The sequence below is a fragment of the Providencia sp. NPDC089933 genome (assembly GCF_049545585.1).
GTDB lineage: Bacteria > Pseudomonadota > Gammaproteobacteria > Enterobacterales > Enterobacteriaceae > Providencia > Providencia huashanensis.
In genome coordinates, this window is the sequence record NZ_JBMWDT010000005.1 from 16506 (window position 1) to 39017 (window position 22512).

A 22512-nucleotide genomic window follows, 5' to 3' on the forward strand; every position below is an offset into this window, starting at 1 on the left:
GGAAATACATTAATATGATGAACCATGATTACCGTACGATGATTGCCCAGTTTACAAGTCTTCCCCCAGATAATACCCAGCCATACACGGCTAGGCTCTCCATTGAGAGACCTTCTAGTGAATATATTAAATTAGATGCTGTACCCGGAAGCAGTTCGAGTAGTATAGAAAAAATGACACATCCATTAGCGGGGAGCCATAAATCGACAGAGATGTCCCCCTATATGATATCGTTACTCGGCGACCAAGCAAGCTTACGCTTTGCTGAAAAAGTGTTTCAATCGCCAAAACAGCGCCTGTTCGACCAATGGGGAATAGATAATACATGCCAAAGCTATACTGATAAATGTACTCAGCTAGATACCATTGTTCGTTTTTACTTTCGTGATCAACAGTCACAATTAAAAAAGATTGAGCTAAATGGCCAACCATTTATTGAACAACAGCCAACCAAACCTTATTTTCTTGGTCAGAAAGTTATAACCCCTGATTTTACAATCCATAGAGCACAAGAACAGCAACAGAAAAACACGTTATTACAGAGTAAAACGCGTGATGATTGTGCCTTATACTTTAATAAACAGCCTATCCTTGATCTGCAAACCTATAATGATCAGGTATACAAGCAAGAATCCCAAATACGTCAGGGTAATAATTTTTTAAATGAAGCTAAGTATTTTATTCCTATGGTGGAATACCTGACTCATTTTGGTCAAATAAAAGATCTCTTAGTACAAAATTCGCTAGAGTGTAGTAGTGACGAAAATACCCCTCATTTTCAATTTATTCCGCATGATGTGAAGTTACCGCTGTTACAGCAAAAAACATTGCCCTCTGACAATGAAAAATATAAATGGGTGGATTGGTTTTTACCAACGCTATGCATTGAAATGGATAGCGCAAAAGTTGACTGGCAGGAACAGACCTTATTAATCCAAGACTTTTGCCAAAAATTATCAGGCGAAAAACATATTAGTACGACATCAGTGTTCCAACATTTGGGGGATAGGCAAGTCAATATGTATTTAATATTCAAAAACGATGAATCTCGACTCACGCCAGAGCAACTTAAGCAATCACCGGGCTGGCTTGAATCCTGTGGGGTATTTATTACGGATACGCCAAAAGCAACATTATTTACTCATCAAGGCGCAGAACAATACTACGCACCTTATGGTGAGCTAGAAATAGATAAGCAACAAATATTGGCTGCCCTTGAACAACATATTAATTATAACTGACCACTTACTTTAGACTTGGTTCCTCTAAACCAACCACTATCCACTTCCTCTAAATTATTCAAGTAAGAAGCAGGCGGCAAGCGAGGGTATTCCAAGGAGCATACATCAGCATGTGACTTGGATAGCCGAGTGCAGCCAACGCACTTATCGCTTGAAGAATGACGAGGAAGGCTTATACTGATTAATTCTTGTCGGAGTGCCTAGTATGTGAAAACATCAGGCTGAGACCGTTAATTCGGGATCCGCGGAACCTGATCGGGTTAATACCCGCGAAGGGAACAAGAGTAATCATTTAGCGCAATTATCACTGCCTTGTAAGGTGATAAATTAGCCGCAATATCTTTTTATTACTCCTCCGAACTCCTGACAAGCAACTTTCTTTCGATAAACCCGCTACACAAAACTGTGATAGCCGAGACAATGTCAGGAAATTGCTATGTCCAATAATACACAACAAAACGTCATCCCTACTGCAGACTTATCGCCACAAGCGGCACCGGCACGTACACGTAAAGCTCAAAGAGATGCAGCAGAAAACTTTATTAATACAGTTTCTGGTGTATCATTCCCTAACTCTAAACGCATTTATTTACAAGGTTCTAGAGAAGATATCCAAGTCCCTATGAGAGAAATTCAACTCTCTCAAACTTTAATTGGGGGTGATAAAGACAACCCACAATTTGAAGATAACGAACCTGTTCCTATCTATGACACTTCTGGCCCATACGGCGACCCAACTTCTGAGTTAAATGTCCACATAGGCTTAAAAAAAATTCGAGCCCCTTGGATAAACGAACGAGCAGATACCATTACCGTAGAAAGCTTAAGCTCAGACTTCACACAACAACGCTTAGCAGATGCAGGCCTTGACCATCTCCGCTTTAACAACCGCCCTAAACCATTAAAAGCGCAAAATAATAAATGTGTAACCCAATTACATTATGCGCGCAAAGGGATAATTACCCCAGAAATGGAGTTTATCGCTATCCGTGAAAATATGGGCCGCGAACGTATTCGCGGCGAAGTGTTATTACAACAACACCCTGGACAGGCTTTTGGGGCAAATTTGCCCGAAAATATTACACCTGAGTTTGTCCGCCAAGAAGTGGCGGCTGGTCGAGCAATTATTCCTGCGAATATTAACCACCCAGAATCTGAACCCATGATAATCGGTCGCAACTTCTTAGTTAAAGTGAATGCGAATATCGGTAACTCATCCGTGACTTCATCTATCGAAGAAGAGGTGGAAAAACTGATTTGGTCAACCCGCTGGGGGGCTGATACCGTTATGGACTTATCAACTGGGCGTTATATTCACGAAACTCGCGAATGGATTTTACGCAATAGCCCTGTGCCTATCGGGACGGTTCCTATTTATCAAGCGCTCGAAAAAGTAAATGGTGTAGCTGAAAACCTAACTTGGGAAATGTTCCGCGATACCCTGCTAGAGCAAGCCGAACAAGGTGTTGACTACTTTACCATCCATGCGGGAGTGCTACTACGTTATGTACCAATGACGGCTAAACGCCTTACGGGAATTGTCTCTCGCGGTGGCTCTATCATGGCAAAATGGTGCTTATCTCATCACCAAGAAAACTTCCTATACGAAAACTTCCGCGAAATCTGTGAAATTTGTGCCGCTTATGACGTTTCCTTGTCATTAGGCGATGGCTTACGTCCAGGATCAATCCAAGATGCGAACGACGAAGCACAATTTGCTGAACTTCATACCCTTGGCGAGCTGACCAAAATTGCATGGGAATATGACGTCCAAGTAATGATCGAAGGCCCAGGTCACGTCCCGATGCAAATGATCCGCCGCAACATGACGGAAGAATTGGAACATTGTCACGAAGCCCCATTCTATACCTTAGGACCACTCACGACAGATATAGCTCCGGGTTACGACCACTTTACCTCGGGTATTGGTGCAGCAATGATCGGCTGGTTTGGCTGTGCGATGCTTTGTTATGTAACACCTAAAGAACACTTAGGGTTGCCTAATAAAGACGATGTAAAACAAGGGCTAATCACCTATAAAATTGCCGCCCATGCCGCTGACCTTGCCAAAGGCCATCCCGGAGCACAAATTCGAGATAACGCCATGTCTAAAGCGCGTTTCGAATTCCGTTGGGAAGACCAATTCAATTTAGCACTTGACCCTGAAACCGCACGCAAATACCACGATGAAACCTTGCCACAAGCATCTGGAAAAATTGCGCATTTCTGTTCAATGTGTGGGCCGAAATTCTGCTCAATGAAGATTTCCCAAGAGGTCCGCGACTATGCTGCTAAAAAAGAAGCTGGCATGGAACAAATGTCCGAAGCATTTCGCGCACATGGCAGTGAGCTTTACCATGGTGCTGAAATCGTCAATGCAGAGGTGACTAATAATGAAAAAATCGCCTAGCGCTGTCACTATTCCTAGTACACCTTTTCCAGCTACCGAAAAATACCTCGGGCTTTATCCTGTTGTCGATTCGGTTGAATGGATTGAACGCCTGCTCAATGCAGGTGTTTCCACCATCCAATTGCGCATCAAAGATAAAACTGATGAAGAAGTACGCGATGATATTCAACAAGCAATTGCCTTAGGGAAAAAGCATAACGCCCGGTTATTTATCAATGATTACTGGCAATTAGCCGTTGAATTAGGAGCCTACGGCGTACACTTAGGCCAAGAAGACTTAGAAACCACGGACTTATTGGCAATTCATCAAGCAGGCCTTCGATTAGGCATTTCAACCCATGATGAACATGAACTCACCATCGCAAAATCAGTGCGCCCTTCCTATATTGCGATGGGACATATATTTCCAACACAGACCAAAGAGATGCCATCTTCCCCTCAAGGATTGGAAACATTAAGGCAAATGGTTGCTGCAACACCTGACTACCCAACCGTCGCAATCGGGGGAATTTCTATCGACAGAGTTCCTGCAGTGCTTGCAACCGGCGTCGGTAGTGTTGCCCTCGTGAGCGCAATTACGCTGGCTGACGATTGGTTAGCCGCAACACAGACACTGTTAGATTTAGTTGAAAACAAGCGTTTATATTAATACTTGATAATCATGGAGTTATTGCGATTTCTCGTAATTTCTCCATGATGATAACTCGAAAGGATCTATCATGTTGAGTGACCAAGAATTTATGCGTTACAGCCGCCAGCTCTTACTCGAAGATATCAGCCCTGAAGGTCAGCAAAAGCTCAAAAATAGCAAAGTGCTGATTGTTGGATTAGGGGGATTAGGTTCACCTGCCTCTCTCTATTTAACTGGGGCTGGTGTAGGGGAACTATGGCTAGCCGACCATGATGACTTACATGTATCTAATTTACAAAGGCAGGTTTTATACGATAGTGACGATATTTCGCTATCAAAAGCTCAGTTAGCAGCCAATAGACTCAACCAGCTCAATCCGCTGGTAAAAACACATGTCATAGCCCAACAACTTGATGTTAAAAGCTTAATTCCATTAGCTGAGCAAGTCGATCTTGTCCTTGATTGTTGTGACAATATGGCGACCCGCCATGCAGTCAATGCCGCCTGTGTTATGACAAGTACTCCTCTCGTTAGTGGTAGTGCTGTTGGGTTTGGTGGGCAACTGATGGTACTCGAACCGCCATTTCGTTCAGGCTGTTATGCATGCCTCTACCCTGAACAAAGCGAACCGGAACGTAACTGCCGCACCGCCGGTGTCCTAGGCCCTGTCGTCGGTGTTATTGGCACATTACAAGCATTAGAAGCCATAAAACTCCTTGTCGGCCTTCCTTCCTCTTTGAGCGGTAAGTTGCGGTTATTCGATGGCAAGCAGCAGCTCTGGAACACATTGCAACTCTCTCCATCCTCGCAATGCCCAATCTGTAGGGAGGAAATATGCATATCATAATTAACGACCAACCCATGGATTTTGATGCACCGCTTACGGTCAATCAATTGTTTGCCGCTCTTCAACGACAAACAGCAGGAACCGCACTTGCCATTAACCAAGTGATTATTCCTAAAAGTCAGTGGGATTCTCATGTCATCAATGACCAAGACAATATCTTGTTATTTCAAGCTATCGCTGGGGGCTAATGATGTTAAAAATTGCAGATTTTACTTTTCAATCACGTCTGTTTACTGGAACAGGCAAATTTGCCAGCGCGAGCCTGATGCAAGATGCTATTCAAGCCTCAGGGAGCCAATTAGTGACTATGGCAATGAAACGTATTGATTTACGTGGAAAAAATGATGGTATCTTACAGCCACTTCAAGAACTTGGCGTAAAACTATTACCCAATACCTCTGGAGCAAAAAACGCACAGGAAGCCATTTTTGCCGCACAACTCGCCCGTGAAGCATTAGGCACTAACTGGGTTAAACTCGAAATTCACCCTGATATGCGTTATTTGCTACCAGACCCAATTGAGACCTTATTGGCCGCAGAACAATTAGTTAAAGAAGGCTTCGTCGTTCTACCTTATTGCAGTGCAGATCCCGTACTTTGCCGACGCCTTGAAGAAGTCGGTTGTGCTGCAGTTATGCCGCTAGGTGCACCTATTGGCACCAATAAAGGCTTAGCTACGAAAGAAATGTTACGCATTATTATCGAACAAGCTACTGTGCCTGTTGTAGTAGATGCAGGGATTGGTGCTCCCAGCCATGCGGCAGAAGCTATCGAAATGGGGGCCGACGCGGTCTTAGTCAATACGGCAATTGCTGTCGCTAAACAGCCGGTCTTAATGGCAAAAGCCTTCAAGCTCGCCGTCGAAGCCGCTGAACTTGCTTACCAAAGCGGGTTAGCTGCGCCTCAACAACAGGCTCAAGCATCTAGCCCATTAACTAGTTTCTTGGGAGCATTATCATGATCCCGAGTTTCAAAGAACGCTTAGAAACACTGAATTGGGATGATATTACACTGCGTATTAACAGCAAAACGTCTCATGATGTGGAACGGGCTTTAGCCAATGATATGCTCACACTCGACGACTTTATGGCATTGCTATCGCCTGCTGCGCAGCCTTTCATTGAAACGATGGCGCAAAGAGCACAAATGCTGACTCGTCAACGCTTCGGCCATGCAGTTGGGTTTTACGTCCCACTTTATTTATCGAATTTATGTGCAAATGACTGTACTTATTGTGGTTTTTCAATGAGTAATAAAATAAAGCGTAAAACCTTAAATGATAATGAGATAATTAATGAATGCGAAACCATCCGTAAAATTGGCTTTGATAGCTTATTATTAGTCACAGGTGAGCACCAAAATAAAGTCGGAATGGATTATTTTCGTCATACACTCCCAATTATTCGCCAATACTTTAGCTCGTTAATGATGGAAGTACAGCCATTGCACACTGACGAATATAAGGAATTGAAATCATTGGGGCTTGACGGGGTAATGGTCTACCAAGAAACCTACCATGAACCGACCTACCAATTACATCACCTAAAAGGTAAAAAACAGGATTTTCACTGGCGTTTAGCAACACCTGAGCGCTTAGGGGAAGCGGGTATTGATAAAATTGGCTTGGGCGCTTTGATTGGTTTATCAAATAGTTGGCGCACTGACTGTTATATGGTGGCTGAGCATCTACTGTATTTACAACAATATTACTGGCAGAGCCGCTATTCTATCTCATTTCCACGCTTACGCCCTTGTGCGGGGGGAGTAGTCCCAGCATCGATTATGAATGAAGCGGAACTCGTCCAGCTTATCTGCGCCTTTCGCATCCTTGCACCCAATGTAGAGCTATCACTTTCTACACGTGAATCCCCCTACTTCCGTGACCATGTTGTGCCTCTCGCAATTAATAACATAAGTGCTGGCTCGAAAACCCAGCCGGGTGGATATGCGGATACCAAAGAAGAATTGGAACAATTTTCGCCAAATGATAATCGCAGGGCAGCACAAGTCGCGGACGTACTTGTTAAAGCAGGGTTACAACCTGTTTGGAAAGATTGGGATGGTTATTTAGGACGCTAAGTATCATCAGTATTAATGGAAAGCATCCCATTAATACTGATTAATTTTGTTTTTATTCCTAAGCAATTTTATCCCAGTTAATCGTATTTTCTAAAACCAATGCCAATATGATCCCCATTAATAAACCATTTCCTAACAGAGAGCTGAACATAATGGGTAAGGAATCCAGTACAGCTGCGGGCGCTGACATTAAAAATATGCCAATAAAAATAGGTAAGGCAAGACGATAGATGTTGCGTGCGTTCAGTTTTATATCTGCGAGAAATGAAAACGACGAAAAAAGTAAAGGTAGATAAGTCGCTAACATGACCGCACTTCCGATAGCAAGCGGTAATGAACGAAAAAACTGCGTTAATATGGCAACCCCACCAACACAAAATAAGATCAGACTACCGATACAAAAAGAGAGCCGTGAACTGTCTTTGGTTTGCGTAATTAATCCAATGGAGGAAACAAAAGGAGAATAAGGCACTACCCCTATCGGGGCCGACAACATAGTGACCAAACCTGACATAATAAAACTTCGGCGATATAAGGACTTAGTCGGTAATGAATGAGGATAAAACACATCCGTCCCCCGCATAGCCCCAAACGTGTTTGACGTATTTAATATCCCAGCCAAAATAGCTGTGAGTACAATACTGATACTGATTTGATCAGATTTTCCTAATGGAAATAACATCCATTGGGCAGAAGAAACTGATGACACTGTATTACCAAATAGCCCGCTATATGTAACCCAACCAATAATGGTCCCCATTAATAGTGCATACTTACTGATATTCGAAGGCAAATAAATAATCACCCCAATAACAAAAATAAGTACTGCTAATGCCAGAAAGAAAACTGGGTAATTAACTGTAACACTGTCCCCTGCTACACCAAAAGGTAAACCTAGCATCCCTTTTAAGAAAATAGTGACTAACTGGGCCCCAAGTAAAAACATAAATACTACAAGTACCCCAGGTTTAAATAATTTAGCTAGCCAACCACCTACCCCACTTAGACCAATTAAAACAGTCAGTAATCCAGACAAAAAAATACCAATAGCTAAGCTCCACCCCACCGTCTCAAGCGCTGTTCCTTGCATAGATTCTGATAATGTCACCGTTAAAATAGTTGCCCACCATAACCCTGTAGGACCTTCCATTACAGCGCGTTTATGACCTAAAAAAGTTTGAAGTAGACAGGCTAATGCCGTTAAGAGAAAAGCATATTGCGTGATCACAAATGTGGTCTGTGACGATAAATGGAAAGCGGATTGTAATGTAGGGGGAATAACGACCGTGTTACAAAAAATAAAAAAGAACCATTGAAAACCAGAAATAATATTATTTTTTTTAATGAGGGAATATTGCATATTGGTTCCTTGCTTTATCTTACTTAGCGTACTACAGCGTAGTAATATTTAATTTTTTCTATCTACTTAAGTATTTTCAATGTTATCTATTTGCATCATGACAAAAAAATAGCGCAAGTACCATTAAAATACATTTTAATCTATATATTGAATTTTATGGTCTCTTTATATTAATTAATCAATTTTATTTATTCATTGTTAGGTTATCGATAAATTTACCATAGTATAAATCAAACCACCTTCACGTATTTTTATAATCACATATAAAAACAAGATACTCCTTTTTAGATTGCATCTTCTATAACTTTCGTTTTTTTTCGAAAACGAAAAATAAGTAATAATACTTAAATACATGATTATTATAAAAATAATCTCAATATAAAAAGACGTTCACGATGTAAGGAATTAGCTTTTTGTACTTAATTATTGTTATAAATCAGAATTAACATCTATTTAAAGTTGTATTTATATATTGTAAAATTAACATATAAAATTAACTATATTATTTAAAATATTTTTATTCATTAAGAAGGATGTCTTTATTAATATATTTAAGATAAGTGAATAGGAAATAGTTTGTTAAATATAACATACAATAGAAGGATAGTTATTACGCTTTAATATCAATATATTAACAATAAAACATGAGGGTGAAATAAAGTATCTCATTTTAATTCATTACGCAAATAAAGCCACTATTAATTATCAAATTTATATTGTAACTAGCATTTCTTAAAAAAAATGAACAGGTCTGATATTCAAAACCTCTTTCTTCGTGATAAAAGAATGATGTTGTGAAATCAAATTACAACCGCAGAAAAAACTAATGTAAAACACATTCGATAAAATATCGGAGAATTAAAAGAATGAATATTGTTGATCGGTTTATTTCTTATACAAAAATTAACACCACCACTGACAGGGAAAAGGGCGCAGCTGGGATCATGCCATCTTCAGAAGGACAGCGCGTTCTAGCGAAACAACTTGTTCAAGAGTTAGAGGCTCTTGGCGTTGAAGATATTAAATTGCGAGATACGGCTATTGTTACCGCCACTTTACCTTCCAACCTTGATTATGATGTCCCAACAGTCGCTTTCTTCGGCCACTTAGACACCAGTGCAGAACAAACCAATGACACTAAAGCACAGATTTTGCCATACACTGGCGAAGACCTATGCATGAATAAAGAACTCAATATTTATCTACGTAAGAGTGAGTTCCCTGAACTGGTGAATTACATTGGTGATGACATCATCGTCACCGATGGAACCAGCCTATTAGGCGCTGATGATAAAGCGGCAATAGCCTCTATCATGGATATGCTGCAATATTTCAAACAAAACCCAGAAATCAAACATGGCACCATCAAAATTGGCTTTGTTCCAGATGAAGAACAGGGGCTCCGCGGCGCTAAAGCTTTTGATGTGCAAGAATTTGGGGCGGATTTTGCTTATACATTAGACTGCTGCGGGATAGGTGAATTAGTGTATGAAAATTGGAACGCTGGCGATGCCGAAATTATCTTTACTGGTAAATCAGCACACCCAATGTCTGCAAAAGGTAAATTAATCAATTCACTATTAATGGCGCAGAAGTTTATTGCTATGTTACCAGGCGGTGAAGCACCTGAATATACCGATGGCCGTGAAGGTTATTATTGGGTAAAACAAATGTCAGGTAACAGCGCACGTACTGTCCTAAAAATGGATGTGCGTGATTTTACAGAAGAAGGTTACCGCACCCGTATGGCTTTCTTAAAAAAATTAGCAGAAAGCTGTGAAGGTTTATGGGGTAAAGAGAGCGTTGTTTGTAAATTATCAGACCGTTATTCTAACGTTTATAACAGCTTGCAAGGTGAAAACCGCTACCCGATCGATATCGCCGTTGAGGCGTACCAAGCTTGTGGTATCACGCCTAAAGTGATCCCAATGCGTGGTGGGTATGATGGCGCAGCATTGTCACAAAATGGCTTGCCTTGCCCAAATATTTTCACTGGTGCACATAATTTCCACTCCATCTATGAATATTTGCCAGTAAAATCACTGTATGCTGCAAGTGACGTATTAAAACAAGTCGTACAAATTACTGCTGAGCGCTTCAAACCAGGAGCTAAAGCATGATCCCAATCCTAACGGTTCTGATTATCGTTGTTTTGGTTGCGCGGTTTATTTTGAAGGGATACAAAGCTGAACCAGTATTATTAATTGCTGGTTTAGTATTGATGATATTCACCCTAGCCCTTGGCTGGGGGCCTATCCTCCCTAAAAATGTCACCACCACAGGGATAACTTGGCTCGACCCATTTGAGGTCATGCGTGATTTATTCAGTAGTCGCGCTGCTGATCTCGGTTTAATGATCATGGCATTGATGGGCTTTGCGCACTATATGGACCATATCGGTGCCAATGAAGCGGTAGTGCGTGTTGCAACCAAGCCACTGAAAAATATGCGTTCACCTTATGTACTACTATTTTTCTCTTTCTTGTTGGCGAGTATCTTGCAATTAGCCATTCCATCAGCAACAGGCTTGGCCGTATTGTTAATGGGTACCATGTTCCCAATCATGATTGGCTTGGGGTTATCACCGGCATCTGCGGCTGGGGTTATCGCGACATCCCTTGGTGTTGCCTATACACCAACGGCGATTGATGCTATCCGTGGCGCAAAAGCTGTTGATATGTCTGTCGTTGAATATGTACTTTATTACCAAGGCCCTGCCGCATTAGCAACCGTCCTTGTTGTAGGAATTACACATATATTTTGGCAGCGCCATTGTGACCGTAAACAAGGCTTTGTACCAGAGATTGGAAAAGCGGTACAGTCTCACGAAAAAGAAGAAAACAAAAAATCCGTACCCGGATACTATGCATTTCTTCCTATGTTACCTATCGTGATGGCTGTTGGTACTTCAAACTTATTCTTTAATGGTATTCACTTGGATGTCGTCACAATCGTATTAATTGCTATGGCAATCTGTATGGTGATTGAAACTGCACGAGTCCGTAATTTCAAAATAGTTTGTAATGGCTTCCAAACCTTTTTAAATGGAATGGGCCATGCGTTTAGTAATGTCGTCGGGTTATTAGTTGCGGCTGGTGTTTTTGCTCATGGTATTAAAGTCAGTGGTGCTATAGACCAACTTATCCTTGGTGCAGAATCAGTCGGCTTACCGCCATTTGCAATGGCAATTGTGTTTGCCTTAGTCACTCTTGCTGCAGCAATTATTATGGGTTCAGGTAATGCACCATTCTTAGCATTCGTGGAATTAATCCCACAAATTGCTCACAGTATGGGCGTTAACCCAATCGCTATGATCCTGCCGATGCAACAGGCTTCTCATATGGGGCGTGGTATGTCCCCTGTTGCAGGGGTTATCATTGCGGTTTCCAGTGGAGCTAAACTACAACCTTTCGATGTAGTCAAACGTACTGCTGTACCATTGATGGTCGGGTTTGTTGCCCACTGTGCAATTATAGGTATTTTTTATTAATCACGAAACTTATCAATAATAATGACAAAGCGGGAAAATATTCCCGCTTTTATTTTTTAATAACATAACATTAATGCTGACACTGGCATGGCTCATCATGTTTTGTATCTGAGTCTATTGGGCAACAAGAGTTGATTGTTTTATTGATGATATTGGATAATGTGTTTACCGTATTAATAATTAATGGCAAGTTGTCACACACCGCATCACAACTTAATAAACCTTTATCTGGTTTTACTGGTGGGGTTAAGCTATCGCACAGTATTTCCTGTAAAACCAACGAGAAATTCGCAATTCCTGTGGTGTAAATGTACGCACGTCCGTCGGTTTCTTTGGCGAGTCGTTCATACTCTCTCGTCACGTTATCTCTATCAGCAAGAGTTGGAAAACGATCTAGATTGGTGGGGCTATCGTCTGGCGTACCTTGGTAGGTATATACTTTAATTCCTCTTTCTTGAGCCACAGATATAGCTTCATTATTTTTGGCGATAGCAGCACGAGTGAGAATTCCGCCGCCCCCTTCCATTCCTTCATCACCCAATACAAAGATAGCCCTACGGGCATCATCGCGCCAATCAAAATATTTACTAATATCAATAACCGCGCGACATAAATCCTCTTTATTTCCAGCGTGATCTCGCCCGTCAGATTCTTTAAACGGCAATCTAGCTTGTAGATCCCTTTCGTTTGCACCTATCTTGATTAAATATTCGCTGGCAGATTGATCAAACTTTGTGTTTGCCCAATTCCCTTCTATGCCTAAAAATGTCGCTCTAAGATGGGATGGACACTTTGCTGATGCCGCTTCAATCGTCGCATCAATCTGTTGACTTAAATCCCCTGCTTCATCAGCCATTGAACCGCTGGTATCAATAATAACGACTAAATCTAAAGCAATAGGGCCGTTACCTGTCACTATTTGTGCTGTATTTTTATTATGCATAATAGATGCTTGGGATGTCTGGATATTCGGTGGGAAAATACTATCTTTACTATTATCTATATTTTTATTCAAAATGATTATCCTATCGTTTATTAATTAATATTTTTATAATTCAAACTTATTAATAATAAATTAAAAGTGAAATTATAAGTTTATCGTCACACATCGGAGATAAACATTATTAATTTATTTCCCTCAATAATCACTTAATTTATAAAATCAGCTTATAGTTAAATTTAACATTCAATATTAAATTTAATTAACGCTATTATTTATAAATAAAAATCAAAATAATAATACAGCAAGTCATATAGCTACCAATTGAATAATTAAAAATACTATCGGTTGATATTTAATTTATATATAAAAAAACCGATGCACATAAGTCATCGGTTTTTTCTAGAAAACTAAGACTAATAGGTCTTAATTTTTGTCGCTAGTAAAGCCAGCGTTTAACAGTTCAGCTAAGTTCGCTGTTGCTTCATCTGCACTCACTTGTGGAGCTTCCACAACATCATTCAGATGACGGCGACGGATACGGTCTTGGTGATACGCAAAACCAGTACCTGCAGGGATCAGACGTCCAACAATAACGTTTTCTTTCAGACCACGCAGTTCGTCACGTTTACCTGCAACCGCTGCTTCAGTCAGTACGCGTGTTGTTTCTTGGAACGATGCTGCCGAGATAAAGGATTCTGTTGCCAGAGATGCTTTAGTAATACCCAACAGGTCACGAGCATAGTTAGCTGGAATTTTACCTTCAACTTCCAGTTTACGGTTAGAAACTTTAACACGTGAGTACTCAACTTGTTCACCTTCGAGGAATTCTGAACTTCCAGCATCCGCGATGGTAACTTTACGCAGCATCTGACGCACGATAACCTCAATGTGTTTATCGTTTATCTTAACGCCTTGTAAGCGGTAAACTTCCTGAACCTCGTTAGTGATATAACGTGTCACTGCATGAACACCACGCAGACGCAGAATATCATGTGGAGATTCTGGGCCATCGGAAACAACATCACCGCGTTCGACGATCTCACCTTCAAACACGTTGAGCTGACGCCATTTAGGGATCATCTCTTCGTATGGATCACTACCATCTAATGGTGTGATAACCAAACGACGCTTACCTTTGGTTTCTTTACCAAACGAGATAATACCGCTAATTTCAGCCAAGATAGCTGGTTCTTTCGGACGACGAGCTTCAAACAAGTCAGCTACGCGTGGCAGACCACCCGTGATATCTTTTGTACCCACAGATTCTTGTGGAATACGTGCTAAAGTATCACCCGCGCTGATAGCAACACCATCATCTAACTGAACAATCGCTTTACCCGGTAAGAAATACTGAGTTGGCATATCAGTGTTAGGAATAAGAACATCGTTACCTTTTGCGTCAATAACACGCAAAGCAGGACGTAAATCTTTACCACCACTAGTACGTTCAGCGCTATCCAGTACAACGATTGAAGACAGACCAGTTAATTCATCAGTCTGACGCGTCATCGTTTGACCATCAAGCATGTCAGAGAAGCTGATAAAGCCTGAAACTTCACTGACGACTGGCATCGTATGTGGATCCCAGTTAGCAACAGTTTCGCCACCTGTTACCGCAGCGCCATCGCCTTTCGTCAAGTGCGCACCGTAAGGGACTTTATAGCTTTCTTTCGTACGACCGAACTCATCGATCAGGCGAAGTTCTGTATTACGTGAAGTAATAACCAACTTACCTTCTGAGTTAGTAACATATTTCGCGTTAACTAATTTCAGCGTACCTGTGTTACGAACTTGAATGCTAGATTCAGCTGCCGCACGAGATGCCGCACCACCGATGTGGAACGTACGCATCGTCAACTGTGTACCCGGCTCACCGATTGATTGTGCCGCGATAACACCGATAGCTTCACCTTTGTTGATGATATGACCACGAGCAAGGTCACGACCATAACAGTGAGCACACACACCGAAGTCAGTTTCACAACTTACTACTGAACGAACTTTAACGCTGTCGACTGAGTTAGCTTCTAACAAGTCACACAGTTTTTCGTGCAGTAATGTGTTACGTGGAACTAAAATATCCGCAGTACCTGGAACCAGAATGTCTTCTGCAGTCACACGACCCAGTACACGCTCACGCAGTGGTTCTTTCACGTCACCACCCTCGATAACCGGAGTCATCAGGATACCTTCATGAGTACCACAGTCGTCTTCAGTAACAACCAAGTCCTGTGCAACGTCAACTAAACGACGAGTCAAGTAACCGGAGTTCGCTGTTTTCAATGCGGTATCGGCAAGACCTTTACGCGCACCGTGCGTCGAAATAAAGTACTGGAGAACGTTCAGACCTTCACGGAAGTTTGCCGTGATTGGTGTTTCGATGATTGAGCCATCTGGCTTAGCCATCAGACCACGCATACCCGCTAGCTGACGGATCTGAGCAGCAGAACCACGAGCACCGGAGTCGGCCATCATAAAGATACTGTTGAAAGAAACTTGTTGTTCTTCTTCACCATCACGGTTAATAACCGTTTCAGTTGACAAGTTTTCCATCATTGCTTTTGCAACGCGTTCGTTTGCAGCAGCCCAGATATCGATAACTTTGTTATAACGTTCGCCTGCTGTTACCAAACCAGATTGGAACTGTTCTTGAATTTCAGCAACTTCTGCTTCTGCTTCTGCGATGATCCCAGCTTTTTTCTCTGGAATAACCATATCGTCGATACCAACCGATGCACCAGAACGTGCCGCATAGGCAAAACCGGTGTACATGATTTGGTCAGCAAAAATAACGGTTGGCTTCAGACCCAATACGCGGTAGCAGGTGTTCAGCATTTTGGAAATCGCTTTCTTACCGAGTGCTTGGTTAACCAATGCATAAGGCAGACCTTTCGGTACGATCATCCATAAAATTGCACGACCAATCGTGGTATCAACTAAACCAGTATTAATCGTAATGTTACCTTCCGAATCTTTAACTTCTTCAGTGATACGGACTTTAACACGGGCATGCAGTGATGCATGACCTGAACGGTAAACACGCTCAGCTTCTTTAGGGCCGGCTAACACCATGCCTTCGCCTTTCGCGTTTACACAGTCACGAGTCATGTAGTAAAGACCTAATACAACGTCCTGAGAAGGAACGATGATAGGCTCACCACTTGCAGGTGACAGAATGTTGTTTGTTGACATCATCAACGCACGTGCTTCTAACTGAGCTTCCAGAGTTAGAGGAACGTGTACCGCCATTTGGTCACCATCGAAGTCGGCGTTATATGCCGCACAAACGAGTGGGTGCAATTGGATAGCTTTACCTTCGATCAAGATAGGTTCGAAAGCTTGGATACCCAGACGGTGAAGTGTTGGTGCACGGTTCAGCATAACTGGATGTTCGCGGATAACTTCATCCAAGATATCCCAAACAACGGCTTCTTCGCGCTCAACCATTTTCTTCGCAGCTTTAATGGTTGTTGCCAGACCACGTAATTCTAATTTGCCATAGATAAATGGTTTGAATAACTCAAGTGCCATTTTCTTAGGCAGACCGCACTGATGCAGACGTAGGTATGGACCTACGGTGATAACAGAACGACCTGAGTAGTCAACACGCTTACCAAGTAAGTTCTGACGGAAACGACCTTGTTTACCTTTGATCATATCAGCCAAAGATTTCAGAGGACGTTTGTTAGAACCAGTGATAGCACGACCACGACGACCGTTATCTAACAGAGCATCAACCGCTTCTTGCAACATACGTTTTTCGTTACGTACGATGATGTCTGGCGCAGCCAGATCCAGAAGACGTTTCAGACGGTTATTACGGTTGATTACGCGACGATACAGATCGTTGAGATCGGACGTTGCGAAACGGCCACCATCCAATGGAACTAATGGACGCAGATCAGGTGGTAATACTGGCAGCACATTTAGGATCATCCACTCTGGTTTGTTGCCAGATTGAATAAATGCTTCCAGTAGTTTGATACGCTTAGTCAGCTTTTTACGCTTAGTTTCAGAGTTAGTTTCGTTTAACTCTTCACGCAGCGTTTCACACTCGTTCTCAAGATCGAGGTTTTTCAGCAGGCCTTGGATAGCTTCCGCACCCATTTTCGCATCAAATTCGTCACCGAACTCTTCTAGCGCATCTAAATATTGCTCTTCTGTCAGAATCTGTGCACGCTCAAGGCTAGTCATACCACCTTCAACGACGACATATGATTCAAAGTACAGAACGCGTTCGATATCACGCAGTGGCATATCGAGCAACAAACCGATACGTGATGGCAGTGATTTTAAGAACCAGATATGTGCAGTCGGAGAAGCAAGTTCAATATGACCCATGCGCTCACGACGGACTTTGGTCTGTGTAACTTCAACGCCACACTTCTCACAAATCACACCACGGTGTTTTAAACGTTTGTACTTACCGCACAGACATTCGTAATCTTTTACTGGCCCGAAAATACGTGCACAGAAAAGACCGTCACGCTCAGGTTTGAACGTACGGTAGTTAATGGTTTCTGGCTTTTTCACTTCACCGAATGACCACGAACGGATCATATCAGGCGATGCCAGAGCAATTTTGATCGCATCAAACTCTTCGGTCTTGGTTTGCGCTTTCAGAAACTTTATTAAGTCTTTCACAAAATGGCTCCTGTCGGAGTTAGACCTGTCAGGTGAGTGTTCAAAGCCACTCTCCCCAAATCCCAGTGCTTACATAGGCCGGAAGGCGAGCCCTCCGGCACAAAACGAATTACTCGTCTTCCAGCTCGATGTTGATACCCAGTGAGCGGATTTCTTTCAGCAATACGTTGAAAGATTCCGGCATACCAGGTTCCATCTGATGGCTGCCATCGACGATGTTTTTATACATCTTCGTACGGCCGTTAACGTCATCCGATTTAACTGTAAGCATTTCTTGAAGAGTATAGGCTGCACCGTATGCTTCCAGTGCCCACACTTCCATCTCCCCGAAACGCTGACCACCGAACTGCGCTTTACCACCCAGCGGTTGCTGAGTAACCAAGCTATAAGAACCTGTTGAACGGGCGTGCATCTTATCGTCAACCAAGTGGTTCAGTTTCAGCATGTACATATAACCAACAGTAACTTGACGTTCAAAACGCTCGCCAGTACGACCATCGAATAATGTAATCTGACCTGAAGTTGGTAGACCACCCAATTTCAGTAGTTCTTTGATTTCTTTCTCTTTCGCACCATCAAATACTGGTGTTGCAATTGGCATACCTTTTTTCAGGTTCTCAGCCAAACGCATAACTTCTTCGTCAGAGAAAGTGTTCAAGTCAACTTTCTGGCGCGGGTCATCACCTAAATCGTATGCTTTTTGGATAAACTCACGCAGTTTGGCAACTTCTTCTTGCTGTTTAAGCATAGCATTGATTTTCTCACCAATACCTTTCGCAGCCATCCCTAAGTGGGTTTCCAAAATCTGACCGATGTTCATACGTGATGGTACGCCCAGCGGGTTCAGAACGATATCAACTGGGTTACCGTTTTCATCGTAAGGCATGTCTTCAACTGGGTTGATTTTTGAGATAACACCTTTGTTACCATGGCGACCCGCCATTTTATCACCCGGTTGGATCTGACGTTTAACAGCCAGATAAACCTTAACAATTTTCAGTACACCCGGTGCTAAGTCATCACCTTGAGTAATTTTACGACGTTTCGCATCGAGTTTTTTCTCAAACTCAGATTTCAGTTCATCGTACTGTTCAGCTAACTGTTCTAACTGGTTTTGCTTCTCTTCGTCTGCTAAAGATAGTTCTAACCAACGATCACGAGGCAGTTTATCCAGTTTTTCAGCTTCAATTCCGCCGTTAACCAGTACAGAACGGATACGAGCAAACAGACCTGCTTCAAAAATACGCAGTTCTTCTGTTAAGTCTTTCTTCGCATCACGTAACTGAGTTTCTTCGATCTCTAATGCACGTTTATCTTTCTCTACGCCATCACGAGTAAATACTTGTACGTCAATAACCGTACCAGAAACACCGTTAGGAACACGTAAAGAAGAGTCTTTAACGTCTGATGCTTTTTCACCGAAGATAGCACGTAACAGTTTCTCTTCTGGCGTTAATTGTGTTTCACCTTTAGGTGTCACTTTACCGACCAGAATGTCGCCGCCTTTCACTTCTGCACCGATATAAACGATACCGGATTCGTCAAGTTTAGAAAGTGCAGCTTCACCGACGTTTGGAATATCCGCAGTGATTTCTTCAGGCCCTAATTTAGTGTCACGAGACACACAAGAAAGTTCCTGAATGTGAATAGTTGTGAAACGGTCTTCTTGAACAACACGCTCAGAGACTAAGATGGAGTCTTCGAAGTTATAACCATTCCATGGCATGAATGCCACACGCATGTTTTGACCAAGCGCTAATTCACCGAGGTCTGTTGAAGGACCATCAGCTAACACGTCACCACGTTCAACTGGTTCACCTAAAGATACACAAGGCATCTGGCTAATACAGGTATTTTGGTTCGAACGTGTATATTTGGTCAGGTTATAAATATCGATCCCAGCTTCACCCGGATACATCTCATCTTCGTTAACTTTAATCACGATACGAGAAGCATCAACGTACTGAACTGAACCACCACGTCTTGCAACAGCAGTAACCCCTGAGTCAACCGCTACTGCGCGTTCCATACCTGTACCTACCAACGGTTTGTCAGCACGTAAAGTAGGAACCGCTTGACGTTGCATGTTCGCACCCATCAATGCACGGTTAGCATCATCGTGTTCAAGGAATGGGATCAGTGACGCCCCTACAGAAACAACCTGTTGGGTCGAAACGTCCATATATTCAACTTGTTCACGGCTGAATAAGCTTGATTCACCTTTGTTACGACAAGTGATCAGTTCTTCAACAAAGCTACCATCATCACCTAAAACGGTGTTCGCCTGAGCAATGATAAAGTTGCCTTCTTCGATTGCAGACAGATAGTGAATTTCGTCAGTAACTAAGCCATCACGAACTAAACGGTATGGGGTTTCCAAGAAACCGTACTCATTGGTCTGTGCATAAACAGATAATGAGTTAATCAGACCGATGTTCGGGCCTTCAGGCGTTTCGATTGGACATACACGACCGTAGTGAGTTGGGTGAACGTCACGTACTTCGAAGCCCGCACGCTCACGAGTCAGACCACCTGGACCTAACGCAGAGATACGACGTTTGTGCGTAATTTCAGATAGCGGGTTGTTCTGGTCCATAAATTGGGACAGCTGGCTGGAACCAAAGAACTCTTTAACTGCCGCTGAAATTGGTTTCGCGTTGATCATGTCTTGTGGCATTAATGCATCAAGGTCGCCCAGAGAAAGACGCTCTTTCACTGCACGCTCAACACGGACCAGACCTACACGGAACTGGTTTTCTGCCATCTCACCAACAGAACGAATACGACGGTTACCTAAGTGGTCGATATCATCAACTTCGCCTTTACCGTTACGGATATCGATGAGTTTACGCATAACATCAATGATGTCTTCTTCACTCAAGATACCAGAACCTTCGATTTCTTCGCGGTTCAGTGAACGGTTGAACTTCATGCGGCCTACTGCAGACAAGTCGTAACGGTCTTCAGAGAAGAATAAGTTTTCGAACAAGTTCTCAGCAGCTTCACGTGTTGGTGGCTCACCAGGGCGCATCATACGGTAGATTTCTACCAGTGCACTTAAACGATCGTTAGTTGGGTCGACACGAACGGTTTCAGAAATGTAAGCACCGTGGTCTAAGTCATTAGTAAACAATGTTTCGATTGTTTTATGACCTGACTGGCTTAAACGCGCTAACATATCTAAAGAAAGTTCCATGTTCGCTGCACAAATCAGCTCACCAGTACTTTCATCAATGTAGTCTCTTGCAACAACTTTACCTGCAATATATTCAACAGGTACTTCGATGTTACTAACTTCTTCTTTTTCTAACTGACGAATATGACGTGCTGTGATACGGCGGCCTTTTTCTACATAGACTTTACCGTTCGCTTCGATATCAAAAGAAGCTGTTTCACCACGTAAACGCTCAGGAACTAGCGTCATCATCAGTTTGTTATCGCGGATTTGGAAGACAGTTTTTTCGAAGAACAGATTTAAGATATCTTCAGTACTGTAATCCATTGCACGTAGAATAATGGTCGCTGGTAATTTACGGCGACGGTCAATACGTACAAATAGGTTATCTTTCGGGTCAAATTCGAAATCAAGCCATGAACCACGGTAAGGGATAATACGTGCGTTATATAGCACTTTACCTGAAGAGTGTGTTTTACCTTTATCGCTGTCAAAGAATACACCAGGGCTACGGTGTAACTGAGAAACGATAACACGCTCAGTACCGTTGATAACGAAAGTTCCGTTTTCAGTCATGAGTGGAATTTCACCCATGTAGACTTCTTGTTCTTTGATGTCTTTAACTGTACCTTCTGGCGCTTCACGCTCATAAACGATGAGACGTAATTTCACTCGTAAAGGTGCAGAGTAAGTTACACCGCGAATTTGACATTCTTTAACATCAAAAACAGGCTCGCCTAAACGATAGCTGACATATTGTAGTTCAGCATTACCGCTATAGCTCTGAATTGGAAACACAGAACGGAAAGCTGCTTCTAGCCCATTCTGGCCATCTGGATCTTGCTCGATAAACTTCTGGAACGAGTCAAGTTGGATAGAAAGGAGATATGGTATGTCCAAAACTTGTGGACGTTTACCAAAGTCCTTACGAATACGTTTTTTCTCGGTATAGGAGTAAACCATAGGTTTCCTCAGCTCGTTGATCAGTGACCCAAGTGGTTAGCTCTTTTAGTAAGAGTCTGAACCGCAACGCGTTTTTTATTAGAAACGGAAAATGAATACTTTCCTTAATACTCATTGCTATTACTCTTAAATCATTTCATTGCGTTACATTTGCTACCGAGCTACCCGAGCGGGTCGTAGCTAAGAACACAGTATATTAAGTCGTCAATAGAAAGAAGTATTGGAGGGTTGTTGTTAACATTAAAACTGCGTGAAAAGCTGTTAACACCCATCACGCTTTACAGCGCAAAAAGGCTGGTGATTAAAAAATCACCAGCCGTCAGCCTAAATAAACTAGGCTGCGTTCTTGAAGTTAAACTTATTTAAGTTCAACAGAAGCGCCTGCTTCTTCAAGAGCTTTCTTCAGAGTTTCAGCTTCGTCTTTGCTTGCGCCTTCTTTGATAGTCGCTGGAGCTGATTCTACCATGTCTTTAGCTTCTTTCAGGCCAAGACCAGTTGCGCCACGAACTGCTTTGATGACTGCAACTTTGTTGCCGCCAATACCAGTCAGAACAACATCAAACTCAGTTTTTTCTTCAGCAGCTTCAGCAGCAGCACCTGGTGCAGCAGCAACAGCAGCAGCAGCAGAAACGCCGAATTTTTCTTCCATCATAGTAATCAGTTCAACAACGTCCATTACAGACATTTCTGCAACTGCATCAAGGATTTGGTCTTTAGTGATAGACATAA

The 22512-nt window shown here is 42.4% G+C and carries 14 protein-coding genes and 1 riboswitch; of the genes, 9 read left to right on the forward strand and 5 right to left on the reverse strand.

Annotated features, from left to right (window positions below):
* Nucleotides 1-14: 14 nt before the first annotated feature.
* The 7 genes from ACPEH5_RS08790 (at nt 15) to thiH (ending at nt 7208) form a co-directional block, all read left to right on the forward strand.
* Nucleotides 15-1241, forward strand: coding sequence for a hypothetical protein (locus ACPEH5_RS08790; RefSeq protein WP_131680935.1), 1227 nt, complete (start codon nt 15-17; stop codon nt 1239-1241).
* Nucleotides 1242-1423: 182 nt separating this feature from the next.
* Nucleotides 1424-1536: riboswitch (TPP riboswitch) on the forward strand.
* A gap of 141 nt (nt 1537-1677) precedes the next feature.
* Nucleotides 1678-3651, forward strand: coding sequence for a phosphomethylpyrimidine synthase ThiC (gene thiC, locus ACPEH5_RS08795; protein WP_048605394.1), 1974 nt, complete (start codon nt 1678-1680; stop codon nt 3649-3651).
* A complete protein-coding gene (gene thiE / locus ACPEH5_RS08800; protein WP_042849031.1) occupies nt 3635-4300 on the forward strand; it encodes a thiamine phosphate synthase in 666 nt (221 codons plus the stop codon). Before thiC ends, thiE begins: the two co-directional genes overlap by 17 nt.
* 70 nt (nt 4301-4370) lie before the next feature.
* A complete protein-coding gene (locus tag ACPEH5_RS08805) occupies nt 4371-5129 on the forward strand; it encodes a HesA/MoeB/ThiF family protein (RefSeq protein WP_042849032.1) in 759 nt (252 codons plus the stop codon).
* Nucleotides 5117-5317 (forward strand): sulfur carrier protein ThiS, encoded by a 201-nt coding sequence (thiS, locus tag ACPEH5_RS08810; RefSeq protein WP_048605395.1) that lies wholly within the window; start codon nt 5117-5119, stop codon nt 5315-5317. Before ACPEH5_RS08805 ends, thiS begins: the two co-directional genes overlap by 13 nt.
* Before the next feature lie 2 nt (nt 5318-5319).
* Nucleotides 5320-6090: a thiazole synthase gene (locus tag ACPEH5_RS08815; protein ID WP_042849034.1), complete on the forward strand. Its 771-nt coding sequence runs from the start codon at nt 5320-5322 to the stop codon at nt 6088-6090.
* The gene (gene thiH, locus ACPEH5_RS08820; protein WP_423727029.1) at nt 6087-7208 is read left to right on the forward strand and encodes a 2-iminoacetate synthase ThiH; all 1122 of its coding nucleotides are present in this window, start codon (nt 6087-6089) and stop codon (nt 7206-7208) included. Before ACPEH5_RS08815 ends, thiH begins: the two co-directional genes overlap by 4 nt.
* 58 nt (nt 7209-7266) lie before the next feature.
* Here the strand turns inward: thiH and ACPEH5_RS08825 are convergent, their stop codons facing one another.
* A complete protein-coding gene (locus tag ACPEH5_RS08825) occupies nt 7267-8568 on the reverse strand; it encodes a uracil/xanthine transporter (RefSeq protein ID WP_129467290.1) in 1302 nt (433 codons plus the stop codon).
* Between the two features lie 866 nt (nt 8569-9434).
* Between ACPEH5_RS08825 and pepT the strand changes: the two genes are divergently transcribed.
* Nucleotides 9435-10688: a peptidase T gene (gene pepT / locus ACPEH5_RS08830; protein WP_042849037.1), complete on the forward strand. Its 1254-nt coding sequence runs from the start codon at nt 9435-9437 to the stop codon at nt 10686-10688.
* A complete protein-coding gene (gene dcuC / locus ACPEH5_RS08835; protein ID WP_129467291.1) occupies nt 10685-12058 on the forward strand; it encodes a C4-dicarboxylate transporter DcuC in 1374 nt (457 codons plus the stop codon). The genes pepT and dcuC overlap by 4 nt, the downstream gene beginning before the upstream one ends.
* A gap of 70 nt (nt 12059-12128) precedes the next feature.
* On the opposite strand, the gene ACPEH5_RS08840 is transcribed toward dcuC, so the two are convergent.
* From ACPEH5_RS08840 to rplL, 4 genes are all read right to left on the reverse strand, one after another.
* Nucleotides 12129-13001 carry a VWA domain-containing protein gene (locus ACPEH5_RS08840; RefSeq protein WP_241105347.1) on the reverse strand — a complete coding sequence of 291 codons (873 nt, stop codon included), beginning with the start codon at nt 12999-13001 and terminating at the stop codon, nt 12129-12131.
* Between the two features lie 423 nt (nt 13002-13424).
* Entirely contained in the window at nt 13425-17645 is a 4221-nt protein-coding gene (gene rpoC / locus ACPEH5_RS08845) for a DNA-directed RNA polymerase subunit beta' (protein ID WP_042849041.1), read from the reverse strand.
* A gap of 109 nt (nt 17646-17754) precedes the next feature.
* The gene (rpoB, locus tag ACPEH5_RS08850; RefSeq protein WP_042849042.1) at nt 17755-21783 is read right to left on the reverse strand and encodes a DNA-directed RNA polymerase subunit beta; all 4029 of its coding nucleotides are present in this window, start codon (nt 21781-21783) and stop codon (nt 17755-17757) included.
* A gap of 358 nt (nt 21784-22141) precedes the next feature.
* Entirely contained in the window at nt 22142-22510 is a 369-nt protein-coding gene (gene rplL, locus ACPEH5_RS08855) for a 50S ribosomal protein L7/L12 (RefSeq protein WP_042849043.1), read from the reverse strand.
* Nucleotides 22511-22512: the final 2 nt, after the last annotated feature.